Origin of the sequence: Streptomyces sp. NPDC087300, assembly GCF_044744425.1 — a bacterium.
GTDB lineage: Bacteria > Actinomycetota > Actinomycetes > Streptomycetales > Streptomycetaceae > Streptomyces.
This window is the reverse complement of sequence record NZ_JBIUYI010000002.1, coordinates 327,115-350,323: the sequence shown is the minus strand read 5'-3', so window position 1 is coordinate 350,323 and position 23,209 is coordinate 327,115. Positions and strand designations below refer to the sequence as shown.

The following is a 23,209-nucleotide window of genomic DNA, read 5'->3' as shown; positions in this document are numbered from 1 at the left end:
AGCGACGGAGGGTTTGCTGGGCCGGGTCGGGCGGGAGAAATCCCGGCCGGTCTCGGACCGCGATGCGCGGGCCGGAATCCGGCCCTCCCGGTTCCCGACGGAGTACGTACTCTCCGTGCGGTCGTCCTGGTGCAAAGGGCCTCCCGGGCGGACGGCCCCGTGCCGTCCGCTGAGATCCGACATCCGTGAATCGGATGTCGGCCTGGAAGGCTTATTCCCTCGAACAAGCGCAGCCATGCCAGGGCATATGACGACGCGTTGGTTAACTCTGGGTTACCCCGACCTCAGGGGCGTGCGGGAGTCAGCCCCCGTAGCGACGGTGCCGTGCCGCGTAATCCCGCAGCGCGCGCAGGAAGTCGACCTTCCGGAAGGCCGGCCAGAAGACCTCGCAGAAGTAGTACTCGGAGTGAGCGGTCTGCCAGAGCATGAACCCGGACAGGCGCTGTTCACCACTCGTTCGGATCACCAGGTCCGGGTCCGGCTGGGCCCGGGTGTAGAGGTGCTTGCCGATGAGGTCGACGTCGACCTTCTCGGCCACCTCGTCCAGCGACTCCCCCTTGTCGGCGGCGTCGAGCAGCATCGAGCGGACCGCGTCGGCGATCTCCTGGCGGCCGCCGTAGCCGATCGCCACGTTGACCACTATCCCCTTGACGTGGGCGGTGGCCTCCTCCGCCTCCTTGAGGACGTTGTGCATCCCCGAGGGCAGGATGTCGGTGGCGCCGACGTGGTGGACGCGCCAGCGGCCGTCCCTGGCCAGCGAGCGGACCGTGTCCTCGATGATGCCGAGCAGCGGACCCAGCTCGTCCTGGGGGCGGTCGAAGTTGTCCGTCGAGAGCAGCCACAGCGTGACGACCTCGACGTCCGTCTCGCTGCACCAGCCGAGGAACTCGCCGATGTTGTCCGCGCCGGCCTGATGGCCCTGGGCCGTGGTGGACCCGGCGGCCTTCGCCCAGCGTCGGTTGCCGTCCATGATGACCCCGATGTGCTTGGGCACCTGGTCATGGTCCAGGTGACCTTCCACCCGGCGTGCGTACAGCCTGACCAGCAGGCCGCGCAGCCTGTCCCGCAGGTTCACGGTGTTTCCAACCCCTCCGTGCAGACGGCAGTCCCCGAAGGCGAAAGCGTACCGCCGTGAAACCGGGGCACGCGCCACCGGCTTCCGGCGCTCTGACGTAGCTTCGTCCTCATGAACGACACGTCTCTTTATCGCGCGGCAACGGACCGTTACGACTCGATGGAGTACCGGCGCACCGGGCGCAGCGGCCTGAAACTGCCCGCCGTCTCGCTCGGCCTCTGGCACAACTTCGGCGACGACAAGGCCCTCGACACCCAGCGCTCGATCCTGCGCCGCGCCTTCGACCTGGGCGTCACCCACTTCGACCTGGCGAACAACTACGGGCCGCCGCCCGGCTCGGCGGAGCTGAACTTCGGCAAGCTCTTCGCGCAGGACTTCGCCTCCCACCGCGACGAGCTCGTCCTGTCGACCAAGGCCGGCTATCTGATGCACCCCGGCCCGTACGGCGAGTGGGGCAGCCGCAAGTACCTGCTCTCCTCGCTCGACGCCTCGCTCGCGCGGATGGGCGTCGACTACGTGGACATCTTCTACTCCCACCGCTTCGACCCGGACACCCCGCTCGAGGAGACGATGGGCGCGCTCGCCTCCGCCGTCCAGCAGGGCAAGGCCCTGTACGTCGGCGTCTCCTCCTACAACAGCGAGCAGACCGCCGAAGCGGCACGCCTGCTGCGGGAGATGGGCGTGCCCGCGCTCATCCACCAGCCGTCGTACTCGATGATCAACCGCTGGACGGAGGACGACGGCCTGCTCGACACCCTGGAGGCGGCGGGCATGGGCTGCATCTCCTTCGTGCCGCTGGCCCAGGGCCTGCTCACGAACAAGTACCTGAAGGGCATCCCGGAGGGTTCCCGCGCGACGCAGGGCAAGTCGCTCGACCCGGGCCTGCTGAGCGACGAGGTCGTACGTCGTCTCAACGGCCTGAACGACATCGCGGCGGGCCGGGACCAGTCCCTCGCCCAGCTCGCCCTCAACTGGGTGCTCCGCGACGAGCGGATGACCTCGGCGCTGATCGGCGCCTCCAGCGTCAAGCAGCTGGAGGAGAACGTGGCGGCGCTCGCGGGTCCGAAGCTGACGGACGAGGAGCTCAAGGCCATCGACACGTTCGCGGTGTCGACGCCCGGCACCAACATCTGGGCCGGCCGGGCCTGACGGGTGTGACGCGGAGGGCCCCGCACCGGACGGTGTCCGGTGCGGGGCCCTCCCCTACTTCCTGTACTTCCCGTACTTCCTGTGGGTCCGTCCGCCGTCAGGCGCGCGGGCGCTTGAACCACGCGCCCGCCGTGCGCTGGGCGAGCAGCACGACGACGGCGATGGCGCCGGCCAGCGGCAGCAGGCCGGCCGGGCTGCCGCTCGCCGCGCCGCCGAGGGCGAAGGCGATCTGCACGCTCATCAGGACGATGCAGGTGACGCGGATGCCGTTGCCGACGGTCCCGTAGCGGAAGGCCATGCCCGCGGAGACCAGCAGGCAGATGTTCACGCCGAGCGCGGCGCCCGCGGTCTCCGGGTTGACCGTGAAGATCAGGCCGACCGTGCCGAGGACGATGAGTCCGGCGAAGACCCAGAGGACTATCTGCGCGGCGCGGACGACACCGGGCATCTGGTGCGGGGGCACGGGGCCGTATCCGTAGCCGGGGCCGTATCCGTAGCCGGCGTCCTGCGCGGGGCCGGTGTAAGTGGGGAGACCTGCCTGGGGGTTGACCTGGGGATTGGTCTGGGGGGCGCCCTGGGGACCGGGCTGGGGATCGTGCTGCGGGCCGGGCGGTGGGGGGAACTGGTTCGACATGTCCCTGACCATAACTGGATGTCGATCTTCCGCCGTCGTACGGGCCTTCGCGCGGGGGCGGCGGGGCCGCCGGGCGCGCGGGCAAAAAAACGGGCCGGTCCGTGGGGGGGAGACGGACCGGCCCGAGGGGGGGTTTCCACCATAACCCTTCGTAAGTGATGCTGCGTGCATTGGCGCTCCACAACTACTCTCCGAGACCGGCCGACAACTGCGAGACCCCGTTCTGGCAGCGGAATTCGGCGTTCTGAGGCGGATTTCGGCCGGGCGCGGCGATACCCCCCAAGAGGGACCCCGGCACGGTTCGCGCGCTTGACGCATCGGGACGCCCGGCCGCTACCGTCGCGGCCATGGCGACGATGACGGTCTCCGGAGCCCCGACGGCGACGCCGCGGGAGACCGGAGCGCGGGGCCCGGAGATCGATGTGGAGATCGCGGACTCGGCGCGGGCGCGGCGGCGCGGGCTGCTCGGGCGCGCGGGGATCGCGGGGGCGCTCCTGCTGACTCCGGCGCGCGGCGTACACACCCTCGGGATGCGCTTCGCCATTGATGTGGCGTATCTGGACCGTGAGTTGCGCGTGCTGTCCGTGCGGACGATGCGTCCAGGCCGGGTGGGACTGCCGCGACCACGGGCCCGGCACGTCCTCGAAGCGGCGGCCGGATCGATGGACGGATGGGGCGTACGCCGGGGTGCGCGGATCGCCCTGCACGGTACGGAGTGACGGCTCGCGGTGCCGCGCGGCCCCCTCCGCCGCACGGCACCGCACGCAGAGCTTTGCTCACGCGAATTAGCCTTGGTCTGAACTTACGTGACGCTTAGGGGCGGAACGAGCCAGTCTTGATAACAATGCGGAATCAAGGCTTCGATTCCGGGACGTACGTCACCGTCCACGACGTATGCACGACTTGCGCGCCACGCACAGTTGATCCCGTATGCCGGAATTACCCCTCAGGCGGCGCTCTCCGCCCCCGCCTTGTTGGCGATCACCTGTTGCATGTGCTGATCGCCCCACAACCCGAGGGGAATGAGGGCCGTGTTGAGGGAGGTGCCGAGTGCGGTCAGTGAGTACTCGACCTTCGGCGGCACCTCCCGGTACACCTCACGGTGCACGATGCCGTCCGACTCCAGCTCCCGCAGCTGCTGGATCAGCACCTTCTCGCTGACCCCGATGATCTGCCGCCGCAGCTCGCCGAAGCGCAGCGTCGTCGCGTCGTTCAGCGCCCACAGGATCATGGGCTTCCACTTGCCGCCGACGACATCCACCGCGGCGTCGAGTCCGCAGGAGTACGGCTCGTCGTCCTTCCGCATGGTCAACTCCTCTGATCCGCCAGGTCACTTGCCGAATCGACAGTACCTAAGGGGCCGGCGGAGCTGTCATATGCGTACGACTACGGGTACCGCTATCGCTATCGCCACGCGTGCGGCTGCCCGCTACGGCTTGCGGAGTTCGAAGAGGTGGCGGGCGCTGTGCGCCACGAACGGGCCCTCCGCCTGGATCCGCTCGTGCAGCTCACGCAGCCTCGGCCGGTACTTCTCGACGCTGAAGTCGGGCACCATCCAGATGACCTTGCGCAGGAAGTGCACGACGGCGCCCACGTCGAAGAACTCCATCCGCAGCCGCTCGGCCCGCAGCTCGACGACCTCCAGACCCGCGGCCGCCGCCTCGGCGCGCTCCAGGTCCGGATGGCGTCCGTTCCTGGTCTCAGCCGACTGCGGCCCCAGGAAGTACTCGACGACCTCGAAGACGCTGGCGGGCCCGACGTGCTGTGCGAAGTACGTGCCGCCGGGGCGCAGCACGCGCGCGATCTCGTGGAAGTGGGCCTTCACCGGGTGCCGGCTGGTCACCAGGTCGAACGCCTCGGCCGCGAACGGCAGCGGCGCGTCCTCGGGCGACGCGACGACGGCGACCCCGCGCGGATGCAGCAGGGCGGTGGCCTTGGCCACGTTCGCCGGCCAGCCCTCGGTGGCGACGGCCAGCGGGGGCAGCGTGGCCGCGGAGGCGAGGACCTCGCCGCCGCCGGTCTGGATGTCGAGCGACGCGGTGGCACCGGCGAGCCGATCCGCCATGGCCTCCGCGTACCGCCACGAGGGCCGCGCCTCGGTCGCCCTGCCGTCGAACCAGGAGAAGTCCCACCCCGCGGTGGGCGCGGCGACGGCCTCCTCGACGAGGTCGTCGAAGCTGCGGGGACGGTCGGGGCTCGTGGCACTCATGAACCCCATGATCGCATCGGGGACGGCGGGACGCACGGCGGTTTTCGGCGGACGGTTGCGCGGAAGGTGCAGGTCACGGGGGCGGTGTCGGGTTCTCGGCGTGGGAGCGCGGTGCGGGTTGCGGTGCGGGTTCAGGCACCGGGCGTGACGGCGGGACCGCGGGGCCGTCACACTCCGGACTACGGGGGACTACGGGATCTCCAGCGTGCGCAGAGCACAGAGGGCGCGCAGAAGGTGCGTCGAAGGTGCGTCTACGGGAGGACCACGCCATGACCGTGCCCGGCCAGACCTCGCACAGCCCGGCCCCGGATCGTCCGGCCCCGCATCGCCCGGCCATGACCGACGAGCAGCGCAAGTCCGTCGTGCTCGCCTATCTCAAGGCGCTCGACCACGGCGGCAAGACCGTCGACGGCGTCCCGCTCCTCGATCTCTTCGCGGACGACGCCCAGGTGTACTTCCCCACGGGGAGCACCGGGACGGGCCGTGGCGGGCGGATCTGCCCGCGTGGGGCGCGGGCCGCTTCTGCGACGTCTTCGAGATCAGGGACTGGCTGATCCAGCGGTGCTTCGTCTACTTGGATCCGGAGTACGCGGGCGGGGACGTGGCGCGGTATCCGTGGCTCAGCGGCTAGTTCCGGAGTCGCTTCCGGTGCCGGAGTCGCTTCCGTTACCAGGGGCGTCGCTGGTGCCGGAGTCGCCGCCGGTGCCGGACGCGCCTCGTGGGAAGGAGACTTCCACGCGGCGGTTCTTCTTGCGGCCCTCCTCCGAGCCGTTGTCCGCGATCGGGTAGTCCTCGCTGTAGCCGCGCACGGCGTAGGTCACCTCGGGGCCGAGGTACTTCGACAGCTGGTCGTGCACGGCTTCCGCGCGCTGGCGGGAGAGCTTCTTTCCGTGGGAGTACGAGCCGAGGTCGTCCGTGAAGCCGAAGACGCGGACGTCCGTGGCCTTCTGCGTCTTCGCTTCCTCGGCGATCGCCTTGATCCGCGCGCTCGCCTCCGGGTTCAGCTTCGCGCTGTCCTTGGGGAACAGGACCTCCGCCTGGAGCGCGAACTTCACATCCGTGTTGGTGTCCTCGCGCCGCTCCTCGCCGCCGAGGTCCTCGACGACGGACTTGATGTCCAGCACCTTGGCCGGCGCGAGCGTGGCGCCGTCGGCGAGCTTCAGGCCGGGGCTGTTGGAGTCGACTTCGGGGGGTGGGGAGGTGGTGGTGCTGCCAGGGGGGGCGGTGGGGTCGTCGTCCGCGGCGACCGCCGGGCACGGGGCCAGCAGGATCACCAGCGCCGTGAGGGTGGCCGCGCCTGCGGTGCGGGTGAGTGGGTGGCGGATCATGGGTCACTCGCCCTCGGAGATCTCTATGGGGGCGGGGGGCATCGATCCGACTTGGAAGGTCACTTTGTCGGTGCCTTCCGGCGGGGCCGGGAACTGGGCGAACCAGTCAACCGTCTGCCCTGAGTCGAGGCCGCCCTCGAACTTGGTGCAGAGGCAGCGCCCGCTCGTGTCCCGCAGGACCAGGTAACGCTTCTTGCCCTGCCCGTCCACGAGACTGGCCCCGGCGACGGAGCCTCCGTTCTTCTGCAGCTCCTTCTCGTCCCCGCGCCACTGGCCACCCGTCCAGAGGCCTCCGGACGAGTTGGTGACTTTGCCCGAGACGGTGAGGAAGCCGCCTCCGTCCCGCTTCGCCGACGTGATCACAAGCGTGACTCCGTCACCCTTGGCTTCGGCCAGGACCTCATCGGCAGCAGGCTTCTGCGACTCCTCCTTGCCGTCGCCCTTCTTGGCGGGCGACGAAGGCTGGGAGTTCTTGTCGGACTTCTTCTCATCCCCGTCACCGCCGCCGCCACAACCGGCGACCGTGAGGACCAGCCCAGTCGTGATCGCCACAGCGGTCATTGCCCTGCGGGCCAACATGGTGCGCCGAGTGTTCATCGCTACGGCTTCCTTCTTTCGTCGATCACCGGTCAGTCGGCCAGGTGGACAGAGAAGAGGACGGACGCATCCGGGAGGTCGCCCGGTTCGAATTCATCGGGGTCGATCTCGAAGGGAAGTTCACCGTCGCACTTGAGCTCCACGGCCTTCTTCGGGTCGGCCGACGGATCGACGTCACAGCGGGGCTTGATGATGGCTGTGGCATCGGCCTTGGCGTGCTTGGACTCCGTGCCAGGGATAATCGAGTCGCCCACCGTGTAGTTGGTCTCGATCTCCGCCCGGAAGCCCGGATAGCCGTTCACTTCGGCGGGTGAAACGGTGGCGGTGGAGTCGTTCTCCGCAGCCAGCGCAGATGCCGCCTGCTGGGCTCCTTCGCCGGTGAACCTGTCTCCGGCCAGCCAGTCGAGCCAGTCGTCACTCTCACCGATGGACAGCACCAATCCATCGATGAGCTCATCCCTGGCGTCCTGGGCAGCCGCCAACGCAGCGGCGTCAGCAGCTGTTTGGGCTCCGTTCCGAGCCGAGGCGGCCTGGGCGAACGCGAAGAAGGCGAACGCAACAAAGAGCAAAATCCCCGTGAGCCAAATGTAGATGGGAAGAGTCTGCCCTCGGTCGTTTCGCAAGCAGCGACGCGTCATCCTCCTACGACGTCGCTCACCGCATTGCCGATTGCCGTGGAGATCTTGTTGTCGAGGGCCAGTCCGTCGATCAGCGTGTAGATCCCCGCAATAAGAATCATGAGCCCCGCATACTCCACAAACCCGGCCCCCGCATCCCGCTCCCTCCCCCGCACCCGGGAAGCGACCGCCACCGTCCAGTCGACCCAGACTCTGAGCACGCGTTCCTTCAGCACGACGGCTCCTTCTCTCCCACCAGATACCGCGCCCTTTGTGGTCAGAGGAAACGTACGCCACAAGGCGTGCATCGGCAGCAACTCTGCGCAACGTATGCGGTATCCCGGTCGCCCGGTCCGTAAGTTGGCGGGTTCTCTTCCCCCTCGTTGAGATCACCATGCACGAAGTCCCCTCCCGCGAACCGTGAACTCAGACCCGACTGTCCCACATCGAGTTGCAGCCGCGAAGGGTTTTCGCGGAGTCGATGTCCCTGCCTTCGCCCGGCGCACTTCAACGCCCCAGGATGGAGCCGAAGTCGGAGCCCGAGCCGAGGAACATGCCCGCCGCGATGAGGATCATCGTCGCGGGCAGCATGAAGACGAGCGTCACCATCGTCGCCTTGGGGATCGTCTTCGCCGCCCTGCGGCGGGAGTTCTGCGCGTCCGTGCGGCGCATGTCCGTGGCGAGCTGGATCAGGGTGTCCGCGATCGGGGAGCCCAGCTCCTCGCCCTGCTGGAGCGCGGAGACGAACTGGGCCACCTGCTCGGACGCGTTGCGGCGGCGCAGTTCGTCGAAGGCCTGGCGGCGGCTGACGCCCATGTCCATCTGCCGCAGGGTGATGCGGAGTTCGTCCGCCCACGGGCCCTCGTACTTCTCCGCGACGCGGTCGAGTGCCTGGCGGAAGCCGAGGCCCGCCGAGACGACCACCGCGAGCACGTCGAGGAAGTCGGGCAGCGTGCGGTCGATGACCTCTTTGCGTTCCCTGATCGCCTGCCAGATCAGTCCGTCCGCCGCCGTCGCGCCGAAGGCGAGGGTCAGCAGGCCGAAGAGCGGGGAGCCGTTGGTCAGGAAGACGAGGCCGAGGACGACCCCGAAGATGCCGTAGACCGCGCGGCGGGCCGCGTAGCGGTCGATGGTGAGGCCGCCGGGGTTGCCCGCCATGTCGATCCTGCGGCGCTTGGCGTCGACCCTGCGGGGGCCCATCAGGCGCAGCACGAGGGGCGCGAAGCGCATGCCCAGGCGGTCCACCGCCGATCCCGCGACCGAGACGCGGGTCGCGCCGACCTCCAGGGCGACGGCCAGGTCGGTGGGCAGCTTCGCGTCCGCGCGGTACATGCGGATGCCCTGGCAGACACCCGCCACGGCCAGGCCCATCACCGCCGCCAACGCCAGCGCTATCAACGTAACTCCCCTGCCAGGTCGGTGCTTTCCAAGGATTCTTCTAGACTTCGATCTTGCCCAGGCGTCTGATCACGAAGAAACCTATGCCGTACAGGCCCAGCGAGATCAGGATCAGTGTCTGGCCCATCGGTGAGCCGGTCACCCGCTCCAGCGCTCCCTCGTTCGAGGAGTTGATCAACAGCAGCGAGCCCAGACCCAGCAGCGGGACCGTGAAGGCCGTCGCGTGGACCTCCGAGAGCATGGTGCGGACCTCGCGCCTCGTCTCCTTGCGGTCCTCCAGGGTCTGGGTGAGGTTGCGGAGGGAGTTCACCACCGTGCCGCCCGCCTTGTTGGACAGGACCAGGGTGGTCACGAGGACTATCAGCTCGCGGGACGGCAGGCGTTCGGCCAGTTCACCGAGGGTGTCGTCGATCGAGCGACCGAGCGTCAACTGGTCGGCCACGTGCGAGAGTTCCTCGCCCGCGGGGGCTTCCAGCTCCTCCGCCGCCATCGCCAGTGACGTACGCAGGGCCAGGCCCGCCGCCGTGGCGTTCGCCAGGATGCGGGCCACGTCGGGGAGTTGGTTGATGAACGCCTCGATGCGTTTCTGGCGCTGCCAGTTGAGGAAGGCGATCGCGCCCCATATCGCCACGATGCCCGCGATCGGGCCGAAGAAGGGGGCGAGGGTGGCGGCCGCGATCAGCCAGAGCGCGGCGACGACCGCGACGACGTAGGTGAAGAACTCGCCCGCCGTCAGGTCGAGTCCGGTCGAGGAGAGGCGCAGGTGGATGTCGCGGCCGAGGCGCGTACGGCGCAGGCGGCGGTCCACGGAGGCGAAGCGGCGGGTGCGGCCCTGCGCGCCGCCGTCGCCGGGGCCGAGCGCGAGACGGTCGACCAGGGCCTGGCGCTGGGCCCGCCCCGACGCGTACGTATGGATGCCCGCGACGGCGAGCGTGCCGGTCAGGATCGTGGCGCCGAGCGCGAGGAGGGCGGGGTCGTTCATCCGATGGCTTCCCTCGTGTTCATGACGTCGACGGCCTCCGCCACGCCGAACGCCGGTGGCACGGGCTCGTTGGCGACGTACAGCTTGTCCGCGACCTCGCGCGGCAGCGGCAGGTGTTCGAAGTAGCCGTGCACGACGCGGTCGGCGCCGAGCGGGCGCGGCACGAAGCGGGTGACGGGCACGATGCGGAACTGCTGGCGGCCGTGCGAGACGAGCAGGACGATCTCGGAGACCTTGCGGGAGCCGTCGCCGTGCCGGGAGAGCTGGATGACCACGTCCACCGCCGAGTTGATCTGGTCCTTGAGCGCCTCGAACGGGATCTGCACCTCCGACATGGAGCCGAGGGTCTGCAGGCGCATCAGGGCGTCCTCGGCGGTGTTGGCGTGGACGGTGGCGAGCGAGCCGTCGTGGCCGGTCGACATGGCCTGGAGCATGTCGAGGGTCTCGCCGCCGCGGACCTCGCCGACGATGATGCGGTCGGGGCGCATGCGCAGTGAGTTCCTGACCAGGTCGCGGATGGTGATCTGGCCCTTGCCCTCCACGTTCGGGGGGCGGGATTCGAGGCGGATGACGTGCTCCTGCTGGAGCTGGAGCTCCGCCGAGTCCTCGATGGTGATGATGCGTTCATGGGCCGGGATCAGTCCGGAGAGCGCGTTGAGGAGGGTCGTCTTGCCGGTGCCCGTACCGCCGCTGACGATGAGGTTGAAGCGGGCCCGCACGAACGCGGCGAGCAGCATCAGCATGTGCTCGTCGAGCGAGCCGAGGCCGATGAGTTCGGGCAGCGTGTAGGCGCGCGGGAAGCGGCGGATGGTGAGGGTCGCGCCGGTGAGGGCGAGCGGCGGGATGATGACGTTGACGCGCTCGCCGGTGGGCAGCCGGGCGTCGACCATCGGATTCGACTCGTCCACGCGGCGGTTGACCGTGGAGACGATGCGCTCGATGGTCTGCATGAGCTGGTCGTTGGAGGCGAAGCGGAGCGGGAGCTGCTCCACGCGGCCGTTGCGCTCGACGAAGATCGAGTCGGGGCCGTTGACCATGATCTCGGTGATGGACGCGTCGGCGAGGAGCGGTTCGAGGACGCCGAGCCCGAGCGCCTCGTCGACGACGCGGCGGATCAGCTGGGAGCGCTCGGAGGTGGAGAGGACCGGGCCCTCGCGGCTGATGATGTGGCCGAGTACGCGCTCCAGGCGGACGCGGCGGTCCGCGGCGGCGAGCGAGGACATCTCGGCGAGGTCGATCTCTTCGAGGAGCTTGGAGCGGTATATGGCTACGAGGCCGTCGTCGCGGCTCGGCTCGGTGTGGTGGGTGGGGGCGACGCGGTCGCGCAGGCTCATGGTGTGCTTCAACCTCCTTAGGCGGTACGGGGATTCAGCCGGTGTCGCCGTCATCGTGGTCGTTCGGCATCGTGGCCTCCTTGGTGACGCGCCAGTCCGTGCCGATGAAGGGGAGCAGCCTGGGGACCTGGACCTCTACGGTGGCTGTAGTCGTGGCGTCGCCCTTGCCCACGTGAACCTCGGCGCTCAGGCCGCTGTCCATGGCCGCCGCCCCCGCGGCCTCGCCCGAGTCGCCCTGCGATGCGGCGCGGGCCGCCGCGCGGGCGCCTGAACCGGCCTGGTTCGCGGCGTAGCCGACGAGGCCCAGTTGGATCGCCGCCAGCCCCACGAGGAGCAGGATCGGCAGGAAGCCCGCGAACTCCAGGATCGATACTCCGCGGTCGTCCCAGCGGCGCCGACGCGGCGCTCCCGTCCCGGCCCTCCCCCGCCTGCTCGCGGCGGGCCTCACCCGTCCTCCCCCTCCTTCGCCGCCCCGGCCTCCGCCTTGACCGTCCACCCCGCGTCGATGCCCGGAAAGAAGACCGGGACCTTGACCGAGACGTGGGCCTTCCACACGGGGCCCTCGTCGTTGCAGGAGATCCCCGCGTTCTGCCAGGCGTCCGGCAAGTGCTTCTTGGCCGCCGTGGCGCAGGCCGCCCCGCCGCCGTCGCCCGTCGCGTACGCCGCCGTGGCCGCCCGCGCCGCCTCGTCCGCCGCGTTGCCCGCGAGGGAGTACGAGTAGCCGTAGAGCGCGCACTGCCACAGCAGGGTCATGACGACGAGCAGCAGCGGGAACATCCCGGCGAATTCGAGGGTGACCGCGCCCCGGTCGGCGGACGCCGCCTTCTTGCGCAGGGCGAGCCCGCCGCGCCTGCCGTGGCCCGCGGCCTCCTGGTCGATCAGGCCGAGCTCGCCGGCCAGGCCCCACAGCGCCTGCTTCACCGAGGAGCGGCTGTCGAGGTCCTGCATGCGGCCCGCGTCGACGGCGGTCTGGAGTTCCTTGAAGGCGGCGGGCACGGTGGACCTGGCGGTCTTCGTGCCGGTGACGCGCTCCACGAGGGAGGGCTGGATCTCGGAGGCCTTGCCGTGCCGGTTGACGACGGTGACGGTCTCCTCGGCCTTGCGGATCTGGAGGCGGTCCCAGAGCCGCACCATGCGCTTGGCTGCGCGTACGGCCACCACATCCGGCGTCACCAACAGCAGGGCTTGGTCGGCGAGTTCGACGGCTACCGCGCTCGCCGCCGTGACGAAGGCGCCGCAGTCGACGACCACCACGTCGTAGCGGGCGCGCAGGGCGCCCACGGTCTGGCGGGCGACCCGGTCGGTGACCTCCTCGCCGCGTTCGCCGTCGGCGGGGGCGAGGAGCAGGCCCATGCCGGTCTCGTGGGTGTAGACGGCGTCCTGGAGGACGCGGGGCGTGATGTCGGTGATGGCGGCGAGGTCGGCGACGGAGCGCCGGAACTGCACGTCGAGGTAGGAGGCGACGTCGCCGGACTGGAGGTCGAAGTCGAGGAGGGCCACGGAGCGCCCCGACGCCTGGGCGGCGAGGGCCAGTTGGACGGCGGTGACGGTCGCGCCGACGCCGCCCTTGGCCCCGCTGACCGCGACGACGGTGCCCGCGCCCGGCGCCCCGGGAGCGCCGCCGCCCCCGTACAGCTCGATGCCCCCGCTGCCCAGGTGGCGGCGCATCCCGGTGGACCAGGACGCGGCGGCCTGGACGCGTTCGGCCAGGGCGTCGTAGGCGAGCGGGAAGGTGACGATGCCCCGCGCCCCGGAGTCCATGGCGGCGGTGAGCAGGCCGGGGCTGGTGTCGGCGGTGATCAGGACGACGCCGACGGCGGGGAAGCGCAGCACGAGGTCGCGGATCAGGTCGAGCGCGGCGACGGGACCGATCCGCTCGTGCACCAGGACGACCTCGGGCAGCTCGTCGAGGGACTCGGCGGCGAGCCTGGCGAGGGTGTCCAGGAGCGCGGTGGAGTCCCCGACGGGCAGCGCGGGTTCGGCGTCGGGCAGCTGTCCCACGAGGGTGGACAGCGCCCTCGCGGCGTCGATGTCGCCGACGGCGGGGAGGATCCGAGTGGCCATACGAGACCTCCTACTTGTCCTCGTCGAGGGTGTACGTCCGGTCCCTGGGCGGCACGGTGGCGTCGCCGCCCGCGCCGACGAGGGCGAGCCGGACGTGGGTCGCGAACGACTCGGCGTACGCGACGCGCTGCGCGTCGGCCGTGCCGAGGGCGAACGTGATCGGCACGGCCTCCGTCGCCTTGCGGCGCGTGCGGTCGTCCTGGTTCGGTTCGAGCGGGGTCAGCTTGCCGACGTCGAGCACCTTGGCGCCCTCCACGATGACTTTGGACTGGTCCTTCGCCTTGTCGGTCTCGCCCTTGAACGTGGCGTAGATGTTGACCGTCGAGCCCGGGGTGATCTTGCCCGCGACGCCGGTGGCCGCGTCGATCATGATGGCGATCTCCTGCTGACCCGGCTCCAGTTCGGGCTGTTTCACGATCATGTCGGACTGGAGCAGCGAGCCCTTGCGCAGCTGGGTGACGGCGATCTTGCCGCGGATCTCGCGGAGGTCGGTGACCGCGTTGTCGGACAGCCACCGCTCGGGCATCTCGACCTTCTCGAACTGCCCGGAGGTGAGTTCCTTGTAGGGCGCGATGTCGCCCTTGAGCTTGTACGCCGCGACCTCGGGGCCCACCTTCGAGTTCACGTCGCGGATCACGGAGAGGACGCCCGCGAACGCGCCGAGCGCACACAGGACCGAGAGGACCAGCAGGATGACGCCGCGGCGCTGGCGTGAGTTCATGGGCCGGACTACCTCGATCGGGTGCGGTTGGCTACGGACGGTGAGCGGGGTGGCGCGCGTGCGGTCGTCGGTCGCGTACGAGGTGCGGGTGCGAGGCGGAGCGGGCGGGCCTAGGTGGCGCCTCTGGGCAGGGCGGTCGGGCCGCGGCCGGGGCCTGACCCGGCCGGGCGGAGCCGGGCACCCGGCGGTGTCAGGGCGCGGGTCTGCTGCGCGGGGCGTTCGGCGGGCGGCGGCAGCGGTGCCGCGCAGAACGCGCAGCGGTCACCGATGAGTTCGAGCCCGCACCAGTGGCAGTCGTCGCGGCGTACGGACGAGACCAGCTGGTAGAGGACGGAGATGTCCGGGATGGCGGCGGCGAACTCGACGAGCTTGCCGGTCGCCCACCAGCGCGCGGACTCCGCGGGAAGGCGCGCCTCCTCGACGCCCTGGGCGTGCCAGGCGGGGGCGAGCGTCGTGGTGACCCAGTCGGGGGAGATCCGGCCCGGCGCGTAGAGCAGCTTGGTGCCGAAGCCGGGGCCCTGGAGCCGGGCCTCGCCGTCTCCGCTGACCTTGACCAGCTCGGGCCTGGGGGTCGCGAGGACGGCGAACTGGGTGCCGGGCACCCAGGACTTGGCGTGCGACTGGAGCGTGACGGGCACCCGGTCGAGCTTGGCGACGGAGCCGAGCAGGGCGCCCGCGTAGATGTAGTGCGAGAGCAGCCGCGCGGCGGAGGCGAGCACGCCGGGGCTGAAGTCGCAGATCGACAACTGCCGCAGCTGGAGGGCGAGTACGGCGATGCCGAGCGGCGGCAGGTCGGAGCGGAGGATGGCGACGCGGTCGCTCTCCAGGACCGCACGCACCGCGTGCAGCCGGTGGACGACGGCCGGGGGCGCGGAGGCCGGGCACAGCACGACCACATAGCCGTGGTGCTCGATGAGCGTGTCCATCTCGGTGATCGACTGGTCGAGCGAGTACGCCCGCGAGGAGCGCACCGCGCTCTGCAGCACGGCTGCCGAGGGGGTGTGCCGGTCGGGTGACGGCAGCACGAGATCGGGGCCGGTGACGGCTATGGCGGTCGGCAACGCGTACACCCCCGGTCCTCGTGCACTCCTGCCTCAGCACCATATCCACGTCATGGTCGCCTCAACACCCAACTTCGCACTGTTCATGTGGAGGTGGGTGCGGCGCGGCGTGAACCAAGTGGTGCTTGAGGCCTTGACAACTCAATTGGTCTGGACCAACTTGTACGACCAAGCCAGGGACACCATGCCGAGCGGGCACCACCCTGGCGAACGACGGTGGCCACCGTTCCCCCAGCATCTCCCCCCACCAACTCCCCCCACCGGAGGCAACAGTGGACCGCACACGGAGCAGAGCGGGAGCAGTACTCGGATCGCTCACGGCCCTGGCACTCGCCGTCACCGGCCTGATCACCGGCGGCGCGGGCAGCGCGGACGCGGCGACCCGCGCCGTGCCCAAGCACGCGGTGACCGGCTACTGGCAGAACTTCGACAACGGTGCCCAGGTGCAGAAGCTGGCCGACGTGCAGGACGAGTACGACATCGTCGCCGTCGCCTTCGCCGACGCCACGGCCACCCAGGGCCAGATCACCTTCAACCTCGACTCGGCCGGACTCGGCGGCTACACCGTCGACCAGTTCAAGGCCGACATCAAGGCCAAGCAGGCCGCGGGCAAGTCGGTGATCATCTCCGTCGGCGGCGAGAAGGGCGCGGTCGCGGTCAACGACGCCGCATCGGCGGCCGCGTTCGCCGACTCCGCGTACGAGCTCATGCAGGAGTACGGCTTCGACGGGGTCGACATCGACCTGGAGAACGGCCTCAACTCCACCTATATGACGCAGGCGCTCAAGTCCCTCGGGTCCAAGGCGGGTTCGGGCTTCGTGCTGACGATGGCGCCGCAGACCATCGACATGCAGTCGCCTTCGAACGAGTACTTCAAGACCGCGCTCGCCGTGAAGGACATCCTCACGGTGGTCAACATGCAGTACTACAACAGCGGTTCGATGCTGGGCTGCGACGGCAAGGTCTACAGCCAGGGCACGGTCGACTTCCTCACCGGGCTGGCCTGCATCCAGCTGGAGAACGGCCTCGCGCCGTCCCAGGTCGGCATCGGCGTGCCCGCGTCGAGCCGGGCGGCCGGCGGCGGCTACGCGGCGCCCGACGTGGTGAACGACGCCCTCGACTGTCTCGCCAAGGGCACCGGCTGCGGCTCGTTCAAACCGTCCAAGACGTACCCGGACATCCGGGGCGCGATGGCCTGGTCCACCAACTGGGACGCGACGGACGGCAGTTCCTGGTCCAAGTCGGTCGGCGCGCACGTCCACGGCCTGCCGTAACCCCTCCCCCCTCAAGGACCGCAGCGCCGCCGCTCCCCCGGCGGCGCTGCGCGCGTCACCAGGGCAGGTCGCGCACCTGCTGCACGCACAGGACGAGGAAGAGCAGTCCGGCGCCCGCGAGCATCACGTTGCTCAGGATGCCGTTGCGCCACTCCTTGGGCGTGCGCGAGGTGTTGAGGAGCCAGAGCAGGGTCAGGGCGAGGAAGGGCATGAAGAACGCGCCGAGTACGCCGTAGGCGATGACCAGGCCGAACGGCTGGTCGAGGAAGAGCAGACCCATCGGCGGGAACGTCAGCCAGAGCAGATAGGCCCGGAAGGGCACCGACTTCTCGCGCTTGCCCGCGGCGACCTCCGCGACCATGCCCTCCGCCTTTTCTTCGGCACCGGCCGGGCCGCCGCGCTCACGCTGGATGCGCTCCACGAAGTCGGCGAACATCAGGCTCACGCCGTGCCACACGCCCATCAGCGCGCCGAAGGACGTGGCGAAGAAGCCGATCAGGAAGAGGTTGGCGGTGACCGCGCCGAACTTGTCCTCCAGGACCTTGCCGAGGTCGATGAGGCCCCGGTCGCCGGAGGTGAGGGCGACGTTCGTGGAGTGCAGGAGCTCGGCGCCGATGATCATCATGGCGACGACGAAGACGCCGGTGGTGATGTACGCGACGCGGTTGTCGAGCCGCATCACCTTGAGCCAGCTGATGTCGGTCCAGCCCTTGGAGTTCACCCAGTACCCGTACGCGGCCATGGTGATGGTGCCGCCGACGCCGCCGATCAGTCCGAGCGTGTACAGGAGCGAACCGTCGGGGAGGACCGGCGCGAGGCCCGCGAAGGCGTTGCCGAGGTCGGGGGCGACACGGATCGCGACGTACACCACGATCAGGAACTTCATGCCGATGACGACCGTCATGACCTTCTCGAAGACGGCGTACCGGTTGAACCAGACGAAGGCGAGGCCGAGCAGTCCGCACAGGATCGCCCAGGTCTTCAGGCTCGGCCCGTCGGGGAAGAGCGCGACGAGCGGCAGGGCGCTGGACGACATGGCCGTCGCGCCGTACACGAAGCCCCAGATGACCACGTAGATGGCGAAGTAGTAGGTCGTCCACTGCCCGAGGCTGCGCCAGCCCTCGAAGAGGGTGCGCCCGGTGGCCAGATGCCAGCGGCCCGTCGCCTCGGCGAGGGAGATCTTCACCAGACAGCCGATGATCGCGGCCCACATCAGGGTGTAGCCGAACTTGCTGCCCGCGATGAGCGTCGCGACCAGGTCGCCGGCGCCGACGCCGGTCGCCGCGACGACGATGCCCGGGCCGACGTACTTCCAGCTCGCCTTGCGGAGCCGGACGACGCCTTCGCCCGTGCCTTCACCCGTTCCGGTCCCGCCACCCGTGGTTTCAGCCATGCGATCAAGAAACCGCAAAGACAGCTGGTGCACAAGGGGTTGGTGCGGGCCGCCGTGCCGGTCAGCGCGGTGCGTGACGGTTTGGCCAAAGACAGCATTGACCGGAGCATGCCACACCTCCACGATGGGCCCGCACCGCACGCGTCGCACTGAACCCACCCCCACCCCCGAGGAGACTTCATGCGACTTCGGATACGCGGCAGAAGATCCGCCGCGCTAGCGGCACTTCTCGCACTCGCCGTGGCGGCCCCCATCACCGCCAACGCCTCACCGGGCCAGGCCGGCCAGGCCCCCCGGAAGGCCGCCGCCACGGACGACGACGAGATACGCCAGTACGAGATCCCGCTCCGCGACGACCGCGCGGCCCGCACCGCGCTCGCCCGCACCGGCGTCGCCATCGACGAGATCGACGCCCGCGCGGTCGTCGTCTCCGCCGACGGACAAGAGGCCGCCAAGCTACGGGAGTCGGGCTACTCGCTCACGGCCCTGGCAGGCCCCCCGAAGCGCGGCGCCGGACCGGGCGTGAAGGTCAAGGACTTCCCGCCCGCCGACGCCAGGTACCACAACTACGCCGAGATGAACGCGGAGATCGACCAGCGCATCGCGGCCTACCCGGGCCTGATGACGAAGAAGGTCATCGGCAAGTCGTACTCCGGCAGGGACATCGTCGCCATCAAGGTCAGCGACAACGCCGCCACCGACGAGGCCGAGCCGGAAGTCCTCTTCACCCACCACCAGCACGCCCGCGAGCACCTGACCGTCGAGATGGCGCTGTACCTCCTGCGCGAACTCGGCGCGGGCTACGCCTCCGACGCGCGCATCAAGAAGATGGTGGACTCCCGCGAGATCTGGATCGTGCCCGACATGAACCCGGACGGCGGCGAGTACGACATCGCCACCGGCTCCTACCGCAGCTGGCGCAAGAACCGGCAGCCCAACAGCGGTTCCTCCAACGTCGGCACCGACCTGAACCGCAACTGGAACTTCAAGTGGGGCTGCTGCGGCGGCTCTTCGGGCTCCACGGGCTCCGAGACCTACCGCGGCAAGAGCGGCGAGTCGGCCCCCGAGGTGAAGGTGGTCGCGGACTTCGTACGCAGCCGGGTCGTCGGCGGCAAGCAGCAGATCAAGGCCGCCATCGACTTCCACACCTACAGCGAGCTGGTCCTGTGGCCGTACGGCTACACGTACAGCGACACGGCCCCCGGCCTCACCCAGGACGACCGCGACGCACACGCCGCGGTCGGCAGGAAGATGGCCGCGAGCAACGGCTACACGCCCGAGCAGTCCAGTGACCTCTACATCACGGACGGCTCGATCGACGACTGGCTGTGGGGCAACCAGAAGATCTTCAGCTACACCTTCGAGATGTACCCGTCGTCCGGAGGTGGCGGCGGCGGCTTCTACCCGCCCGACGAGGTCATCGAGCGGGAGACGGCCAGGAACCGGGACGCGGTCCTCCAACTCCTGGAGAACTCGGACTGCATGTACCGGTCGATCGGGAAGGAGCAGCAGTACTGCACGAGTTGACGCTCGCGGCGGAGCGGCCCCGGGCCCACGCAGGGGTCCGGGGCCGCGGCGCGCCTTCGGCCGGGTCCAGTGGACGACGGGCGGGGGCAGCCCCCAACGAAAGCCGGGGAGACAGCCGTAGTGAGCGGGGGCTGGTGTTCCGCTTAGCGTCTGACGGTATGAGACATATACGGAACGTCGGCCTCGTCCTCGCCACCTGCCTCGGCGCCGCGCCCGCCGCGACGGCCGCGACCGCCACGACCGCGACCGCCGCCGCGCCGAAGCCCACCACCGCGTCCAAGTCCGCTGCCGGGCTCGACCGTTACTACGACCAGCGCCTTGGCTGGGGCAGTTGCGTCAAGGGGCCTGACGACGCCATGGGCCGCGACTTGGACGAGGCGGGCGTGCGGTGCGCGGACGTCACCGTGCCGCTCGACTACTCCGAGCCCCGGGGCCGTACGATCACCGTCGCGATATCCCGGCTCAAGGCCACCGACACCCGCCACCGCATCGGTTCGATGCTGCTCAACAACGGCGGCCCCGGCAACGGCGCCGTCCAGTCACCGCCGGAGTTCCACGCGTGGATGAAGAAGACGGGTCCGCGGTACGACATCGTGGGCTTCGACCCGCGCTTCGTCGGCCGCAGCACCCCGCTGGACTGCGGCTGGAACGTCGGCACGACGCTCTTCTCGGCCGGTCTCGGCCGGGCGGGCTTCGAGCGCCAGGTCGACCTGCAGAAGGACCTGGCCGCCAAGTGCCGCGCCACCAACGCCGACGTGCTGCCGCACGTGAGCACCCGCAACACGGCCCGCGACATGGACGTCATCCGCGGCGCGCTCGGCGAGCGCAAGATCTCCTACTTCGGCTACTCGTACGGCACTTACCTCGGCACCGTCTACACCCAGATGTTCCCCGGCCGCACCGACCGCATGGTCCTGGACGGCGCCATCGACCCGCGCGAGTTCGGCCCCCGGCTGCTGAAGGAGGCCGTCGGCGAGAACGAGCGGGCGCTCGCCGACTGGGCCGCCTGGGCGGCCCGGCGGGACGACACCTACGGCCTCGGACGCAGCCGCGCCCAGGTCCTCGCCACCATCGACCGCGTCATCAAGAAGTCCGCGCGCGGCCCGCTGACCGTCGGCGCCGGCCCGGACACCTTCCGGCTCGACGACAGCCAGGTCCCGTTCGTCCTGCTCGCCGGGCTCGACAGCGACACCGACGCCTCGCGGGCGTCCCTCGGCGAGCAGCTGTCCGTGCTGAACAAGGCCGCGGCCGGTCAACCGACCACGCTCTCACCGCAGTTCGCCGGGCTCCTGCGGCTCGCGACGACCGGCGAGCAGTCGACCATGGGCAGTGCGCAGACCGCGGTCATCTGCGGGGACAAGGCCGCCCCGCGCGACCCCGAGGTCTACTGGCGGGACATCCAGCGCGGCCGCGCCGCGTTCCCGCGCTTCGCCGCGGTGAACAACAACATCGGCCCGTGCGCCTTCTGGGACCGGCCCCAGGAGCGGCCGACCCAGGTCAAGCGCGACGCCAAGACCCTGATCGTGTCCGCCACCGGCGACCCGCGCACCCCGCACAAGGGCGCCGTCGCCCTGCACGGCCTGCTGCCGAGCTCCAAGCTGATCACCGTCAAGGGTGCCAACCGGCACGCGGTCTACGGCCTCTACGAGAACGCCTGCGTCGACAACCAGGTCAACCGCTACCTGGCCACCGGCAAGCTGCCCGCTTCCGACCGGACCTGCTCCCGGAGGTCCGGCTAGGGCGCTACACGCGGGGCACCCGGCAAGCACGCCGCCGGGTGCCCCGTTTCCGCGTCACCCCAGTGGCGCCGCCGCCCCGTACGTCGCTCCCCCGGCGTACGGCACCGTCGCCCACATCCGCGTCCCTCCGCCCGGTTCCCGCGCCTCCCCGAATCCCCAGTCCCCCTCGCAGGCCCGCGCCACGCACGCGAGCAGTCGCAGCGCCGCGCGGCGACGGGCGTCACAGGCGGCGGCGAGTCGCGGGTGCGTGTGGCTGGGGTGACTGTCGTAGACGATGACGCGGAGGGTTCCTTCACGGAAGCGGAGGGAGAGGTAGATCTCGGCCGTGGTGCTGAACTGACAGGCGGTCGCGGCCAGTTCACCCACGAGCTGCGTCGCCGGGTCGACCAGTACGGCAAGCCCGTGCGCGGCGAGCACGGTGCGGGTCGCTGCGCGGGCGATCGCCGGGGACGTGAGGGTGGAGGGCAGGGTGAGGCTGTACGCGAGGGTTTCGGGGGTGGGGGCGGAGTGGTCACTCCGGGTGGGGCAGATCGTCACGGTTGCTTGCCCTACGGGTGTGGACATGCGGAACTCCTTCGGAGCGAGCGGGTGTTGTCCTGACCTCGGCCGTCGGTGGCTCGTCTCCCTGACGCGGGCCGCGCCCCTCCCAGGGGAGGAGGTTGCGGGCAGGCTCGCGCGATGCACTGCCAACTGCCGTGTGTAGCTTGTGCGTTACTTAAGGTAGTAGAGCTGGGGCAACAGTGTCCATATAACTAAGGGGTAATTACCCCTAACGAGATGGACGGCGGTGCCCCGCACAGGCAGACTGGGCCACCACGGCAAAAGAAGGGGCGGCATGGCGACCAGAACAACACCGACGGAACGGCAGAAGCGCCTCGGGGCCGAGCTGCGCAAGATGCGTCTAGCCGCGGGCCGTACGACGGAGTACGCCGCAGGACTCCTCGGGATCGACCGGACGAGGCTGTCCAACATGGAGTCGGGAGTTCGCCACTTCTCCGGTGAGCGTGTCCGCACCCTCGCCTGCAACTACGCCTGCGCGGACGAGAGTTACGTTGAGGCTCTCGTATCCATGGCCGACAGCAAGGCTCGCGGCTGGTGGGAGAGACACCGAGGCACGCTCTCGTCCGGGCTCCTGGACATCGCCGAGCTGGAGTGGTGCGCCACGCGCGTACGTACCGCCCAGGTCGTCCATGTGCCCGGGCTGCTCCAGACCGAGGAGTATGCCCGAGCGATCTTCGCCGCCGTGCTACCTCCCTTGACCCGCCTCGAAGTCGAGCTACGCGTGGCACATCGCATGGAGCGCCAGCGGGTCTTCGAGCGGGCCGACCCCCTTCCCTACATTGCCTACGTCCACGAAGCGGCTCTGCGTATGCCCTTCGGCGGCACCGAGGCGACCCGGCAGCAACTCGACCACCTGAGCAAGCAATCCGAGCACGCAACGATCGAGGTGCGCGTCATCCCCACCAGCGTGGGCGGATTCCCTGGAGCCGGGCACGCGCTGCTGTACGCGGACGGGGCCGTGCCACAACTCGACACCGTTCAACTGGACTCCGCACACGGGCCGGAGTTCACTCACGCCGAGGCGCAGCTCACCAAGTACCGTGCCCACTTGGCCTGGATGGACCACGCGGCACTGTCGCCCACAGCCTCGCGTGACCTCATCCGCACCATCGCCCGTGACCTCTAGGAGCGACACCGTGACCGGCATCAACTGGGAAGACCCCTTCTGCGGCGAAGGCAACAACTGCTTCCGCATAGGCACCGACGCCACCGGCAACGCCTACATCGCCATCGCCGGTCAAGAAGAGAACCCCCTCACCGACACCCGCGAAGCCCTCCGCACCCTCATCCGAGACATCAAAGCAGGCAAAGCAGACCACCTCCTCTAGCGATCTCCAGGAGCGACACCATGCCCGAGATCACGTGGGAAGACCCCTTCTGCGGCGAGGGCGCCAGCTGCTTCCGCATAGGCACCGACGCCACCGGCAACGCCTACATCGCCGTAGCCGGTCAAGAAGAGAACCCCCTCACCGACACCCGCGAAGCCCTCCGCACCCTCATCCGAGACATCAAAGCAGGCAAAGCAGACCACCTCCTCTAGGGTCGC

26 protein-coding genes are annotated in these 23,209 nt (G+C 69.7%); 9 read left to right on the top strand and 17 right to left on the bottom strand.

Annotated features, from left to right (window positions below; all coding sequences use genetic code 11):
* Positions 1-301: 301 nt before the first annotated feature.
* Positions 302-1,075, bottom strand: coding sequence for an isoprenyl transferase (locus ACIO9J_RS07215; RefSeq protein WP_401993902.1), 774 nt, complete (start codon positions 1,073-1,075; stop codon positions 302-304).
* Positions 1,076-1,186: 111 nt separating this feature from the next.
* On the opposite strand from ACIO9J_RS07215, the gene mgrA reads away from it, so the two are divergent.
* Positions 1,187-2,224, top strand: coding sequence for an L-glyceraldehyde 3-phosphate reductase (gene mgrA, locus ACIO9J_RS07210; protein ID WP_401993899.1), 1,038 nt, complete (start codon positions 1,187-1,189; stop codon positions 2,222-2,224).
* 97 nt (positions 2,225-2,321) lie between these two features.
* Here the strand turns inward: mgrA and ACIO9J_RS07205 are convergent, their stop codons facing one another.
* Positions 2,322-2,858: a hypothetical protein gene (locus ACIO9J_RS07205; RefSeq protein ID WP_401993896.1), complete on the bottom strand. Its 537-nt coding sequence runs from the start codon at positions 2,856-2,858 to the stop codon at positions 2,322-2,324.
* Positions 2,859-3,205: 347 nt separating this feature from the next.
* Between ACIO9J_RS07205 and ACIO9J_RS07200 the strand changes: the two genes are divergently transcribed.
* On the top strand, positions 3,206-3,577 hold the full coding sequence (locus ACIO9J_RS07200) for a DUF192 domain-containing protein (RefSeq protein WP_401993894.1): 372 nt from the start codon (positions 3,206-3,208) through the stop codon (positions 3,575-3,577).
* A gap of 227 nt (positions 3,578-3,804) precedes the next feature.
* Here the strand turns inward: ACIO9J_RS07200 and ACIO9J_RS07195 are convergent, their stop codons facing one another.
* Together ACIO9J_RS07195 and ACIO9J_RS07190 are read right to left on the bottom strand one after the other, a co-directional pair.
* Positions 3,805-4,164 carry a winged helix-turn-helix transcriptional regulator gene (locus ACIO9J_RS07195; protein WP_401993891.1) on the bottom strand — a complete coding sequence of 120 codons (360 nt, stop codon included), beginning with the start codon at positions 4,162-4,164 and terminating at the stop codon, positions 3,805-3,807.
* A 123-nt stretch (positions 4,165-4,287) separates the two neighbouring features.
* Positions 4,288-5,067, bottom strand: a complete 780-nt coding sequence (locus ACIO9J_RS07190; RefSeq protein ID WP_401993888.1) for a class I SAM-dependent methyltransferase — start codon at positions 5,065-5,067, stop codon at positions 4,288-4,290.
* A gap of 245 nt (positions 5,068-5,312) precedes the next feature.
* Here ACIO9J_RS07190 and ACIO9J_RS07185 point away from each other — a divergent pair, with 245 nt between their 5' ends.
* Positions 5,313-5,621, top strand: coding sequence for a hypothetical protein (locus tag ACIO9J_RS07185; RefSeq protein ID WP_401993886.1), 309 nt, complete (start codon positions 5,313-5,315; stop codon positions 5,619-5,621).
* A 66-nt stretch (positions 5,622-5,687) separates the two neighbouring features.
* Here the strand turns inward: ACIO9J_RS07185 and ACIO9J_RS07180 are convergent, their stop codons facing one another.
* From ACIO9J_RS07180 to ACIO9J_RS07130, 11 genes are all read right to left on the bottom strand, one after another.
* Positions 5,688-6,395, bottom strand: a complete 708-nt coding sequence (locus ACIO9J_RS07180) for an OmpA family protein (RefSeq protein ID WP_401993884.1) — start codon at positions 6,393-6,395, stop codon at positions 5,688-5,690.
* A 3-nt stretch (positions 6,396-6,398) separates the two neighbouring features.
* On the bottom strand, positions 6,399-6,992 hold the full coding sequence (locus ACIO9J_RS07175; RefSeq protein WP_401993881.1) for a hypothetical protein: 594 nt from the start codon (positions 6,990-6,992) through the stop codon (positions 6,399-6,401).
* Between the two features lie 32 nt (positions 6,993-7,024).
* Positions 7,025-7,615 (bottom strand): pilus assembly protein TadG-related protein, encoded by a 591-nt coding sequence (locus ACIO9J_RS07170; protein ID WP_401993878.1) that lies wholly within the window; start codon positions 7,613-7,615, stop codon positions 7,025-7,027.
* Between the two features lie 11 nt (positions 7,616-7,626).
* Positions 7,627-7,830 carry a hypothetical protein gene (locus tag ACIO9J_RS07165; protein WP_401995875.1) on the bottom strand — a complete coding sequence of 68 codons (204 nt, stop codon included), beginning with the start codon at positions 7,828-7,830 and terminating at the stop codon, positions 7,627-7,629.
* Positions 7,831-8,116: 286 nt separating this feature from the next.
* The gene (locus ACIO9J_RS07160; RefSeq protein ID WP_401993875.1) at positions 8,117-9,007 is read right to left on the bottom strand and encodes a DUF5936 domain-containing protein; all 891 of its coding nucleotides are present in this window, start codon (positions 9,005-9,007) and stop codon (positions 8,117-8,119) included.
* Between the two features lie 40 nt (positions 9,008-9,047).
* Entirely contained in the window at positions 9,048-9,989 is a 942-nt protein-coding gene (locus tag ACIO9J_RS07155) for a type II secretion system F family protein (RefSeq protein WP_401993872.1), read from the bottom strand.
* Positions 9,986-11,323: a CpaF family protein gene (locus tag ACIO9J_RS07150; protein ID WP_401993869.1), complete on the bottom strand. Its 1,338-nt coding sequence runs from the start codon at positions 11,321-11,323 to the stop codon at positions 9,986-9,988. Before ACIO9J_RS07150 ends, ACIO9J_RS07155 begins: the two co-directional genes overlap by 4 nt.
* 34 nt (positions 11,324-11,357) lie before the next feature.
* Complete coding sequence (locus tag ACIO9J_RS07145; protein ID WP_401993867.1) at positions 11,358-11,771, bottom strand: TadE/TadG family type IV pilus assembly protein; 414 nt, start codon at positions 11,769-11,771, stop codon at positions 11,358-11,360.
* Positions 11,768-13,387: a CpaE family protein gene (locus ACIO9J_RS07140; RefSeq protein ID WP_401993864.1), complete on the bottom strand. Its 1,620-nt coding sequence runs from the start codon at positions 13,385-13,387 to the stop codon at positions 11,768-11,770. Before ACIO9J_RS07140 ends, ACIO9J_RS07145 begins: the two co-directional genes overlap by 4 nt.
* 10 nt (positions 13,388-13,397) lie before the next feature.
* On the bottom strand, positions 13,398-14,108 hold the full coding sequence (cpaB, locus tag ACIO9J_RS07135) for a Flp pilus assembly protein CpaB (protein ID WP_401993861.1): 711 nt from the start codon (positions 14,106-14,108) through the stop codon (positions 13,398-13,400).
* Between the two features lie 110 nt (positions 14,109-14,218).
* On the bottom strand, positions 14,219-15,169 hold the full coding sequence (locus ACIO9J_RS07130; protein WP_401993858.1) for a hypothetical protein: 951 nt from the start codon (positions 15,167-15,169) through the stop codon (positions 14,219-14,221).
* Between the two features lie 272 nt (positions 15,170-15,441).
* On the opposite strand from ACIO9J_RS07130, the gene ACIO9J_RS07125 reads away from it, so the two are divergent.
* Positions 15,442-16,443: a chitinase gene (locus ACIO9J_RS07125; RefSeq protein ID WP_401993855.1), complete on the top strand. Its 1,002-nt coding sequence runs from the start codon at positions 15,442-15,444 to the stop codon at positions 16,441-16,443.
* Between the two features lie 55 nt (positions 16,444-16,498).
* On the opposite strand, the gene ACIO9J_RS07120 is transcribed toward ACIO9J_RS07125, so the two are convergent.
* Entirely contained in the window at positions 16,499-17,836 is a 1,338-nt protein-coding gene (locus ACIO9J_RS07120; protein ID WP_401993853.1) for an Nramp family divalent metal transporter, read from the bottom strand.
* Positions 17,837-18,016: 180 nt separating this feature from the next.
* Between ACIO9J_RS07120 and ACIO9J_RS07115 the strand changes: the two genes are divergently transcribed.
* Together ACIO9J_RS07115 and ACIO9J_RS07110 are read left to right on the top strand one after the other, a co-directional pair.
* A complete protein-coding gene (locus ACIO9J_RS07115; protein ID WP_401993850.1) occupies positions 18,017-19,363 on the top strand; it encodes a M14 family metallopeptidase in 1,347 nt (448 codons plus the stop codon).
* Positions 19,364-19,521: 158 nt separating this feature from the next.
* Positions 19,522-21,102 (top strand): alpha/beta hydrolase, encoded by a 1,581-nt coding sequence (locus ACIO9J_RS07110; protein WP_401993847.1) that lies wholly within the window; start codon positions 19,522-19,524, stop codon positions 21,100-21,102.
* A 54-nt stretch (positions 21,103-21,156) separates the two neighbouring features.
* Here ACIO9J_RS07110 and ACIO9J_RS07105 read toward each other — a convergent pair whose 3' ends face one another.
* A complete protein-coding gene (locus ACIO9J_RS07105; RefSeq protein ID WP_401993844.1) occupies positions 21,157-21,666 on the bottom strand; it encodes an ATP-binding protein in 510 nt (169 codons plus the stop codon).
* A 271-nt stretch (positions 21,667-21,937) separates the two neighbouring features.
* Between ACIO9J_RS07105 and ACIO9J_RS07100 the strand changes: the two genes are divergently transcribed.
* From ACIO9J_RS07100 to ACIO9J_RS07090, 3 genes are read left to right on the top strand one after another with little or no spacing between them, the layout of a single operon-like run.
* On the top strand, positions 21,938-22,789 hold the full coding sequence (locus ACIO9J_RS07100) for a helix-turn-helix domain-containing protein (RefSeq protein ID WP_401993841.1): 852 nt from the start codon (positions 21,938-21,940) through the stop codon (positions 22,787-22,789).
* A gap of 10 nt (positions 22,790-22,799) precedes the next feature.
* Positions 22,800-22,991, top strand: a complete 192-nt coding sequence (locus tag ACIO9J_RS07095; protein WP_401993838.1) for a hypothetical protein — start codon at positions 22,800-22,802, stop codon at positions 22,989-22,991.
* A 20-nt stretch (positions 22,992-23,011) separates the two neighbouring features.
* Complete coding sequence (locus ACIO9J_RS07090) at positions 23,012-23,203, top strand: hypothetical protein (protein ID WP_401993835.1); 192 nt, start codon at positions 23,012-23,014, stop codon at positions 23,201-23,203.
* Positions 23,204-23,209: the final 6 nt, after the last annotated feature.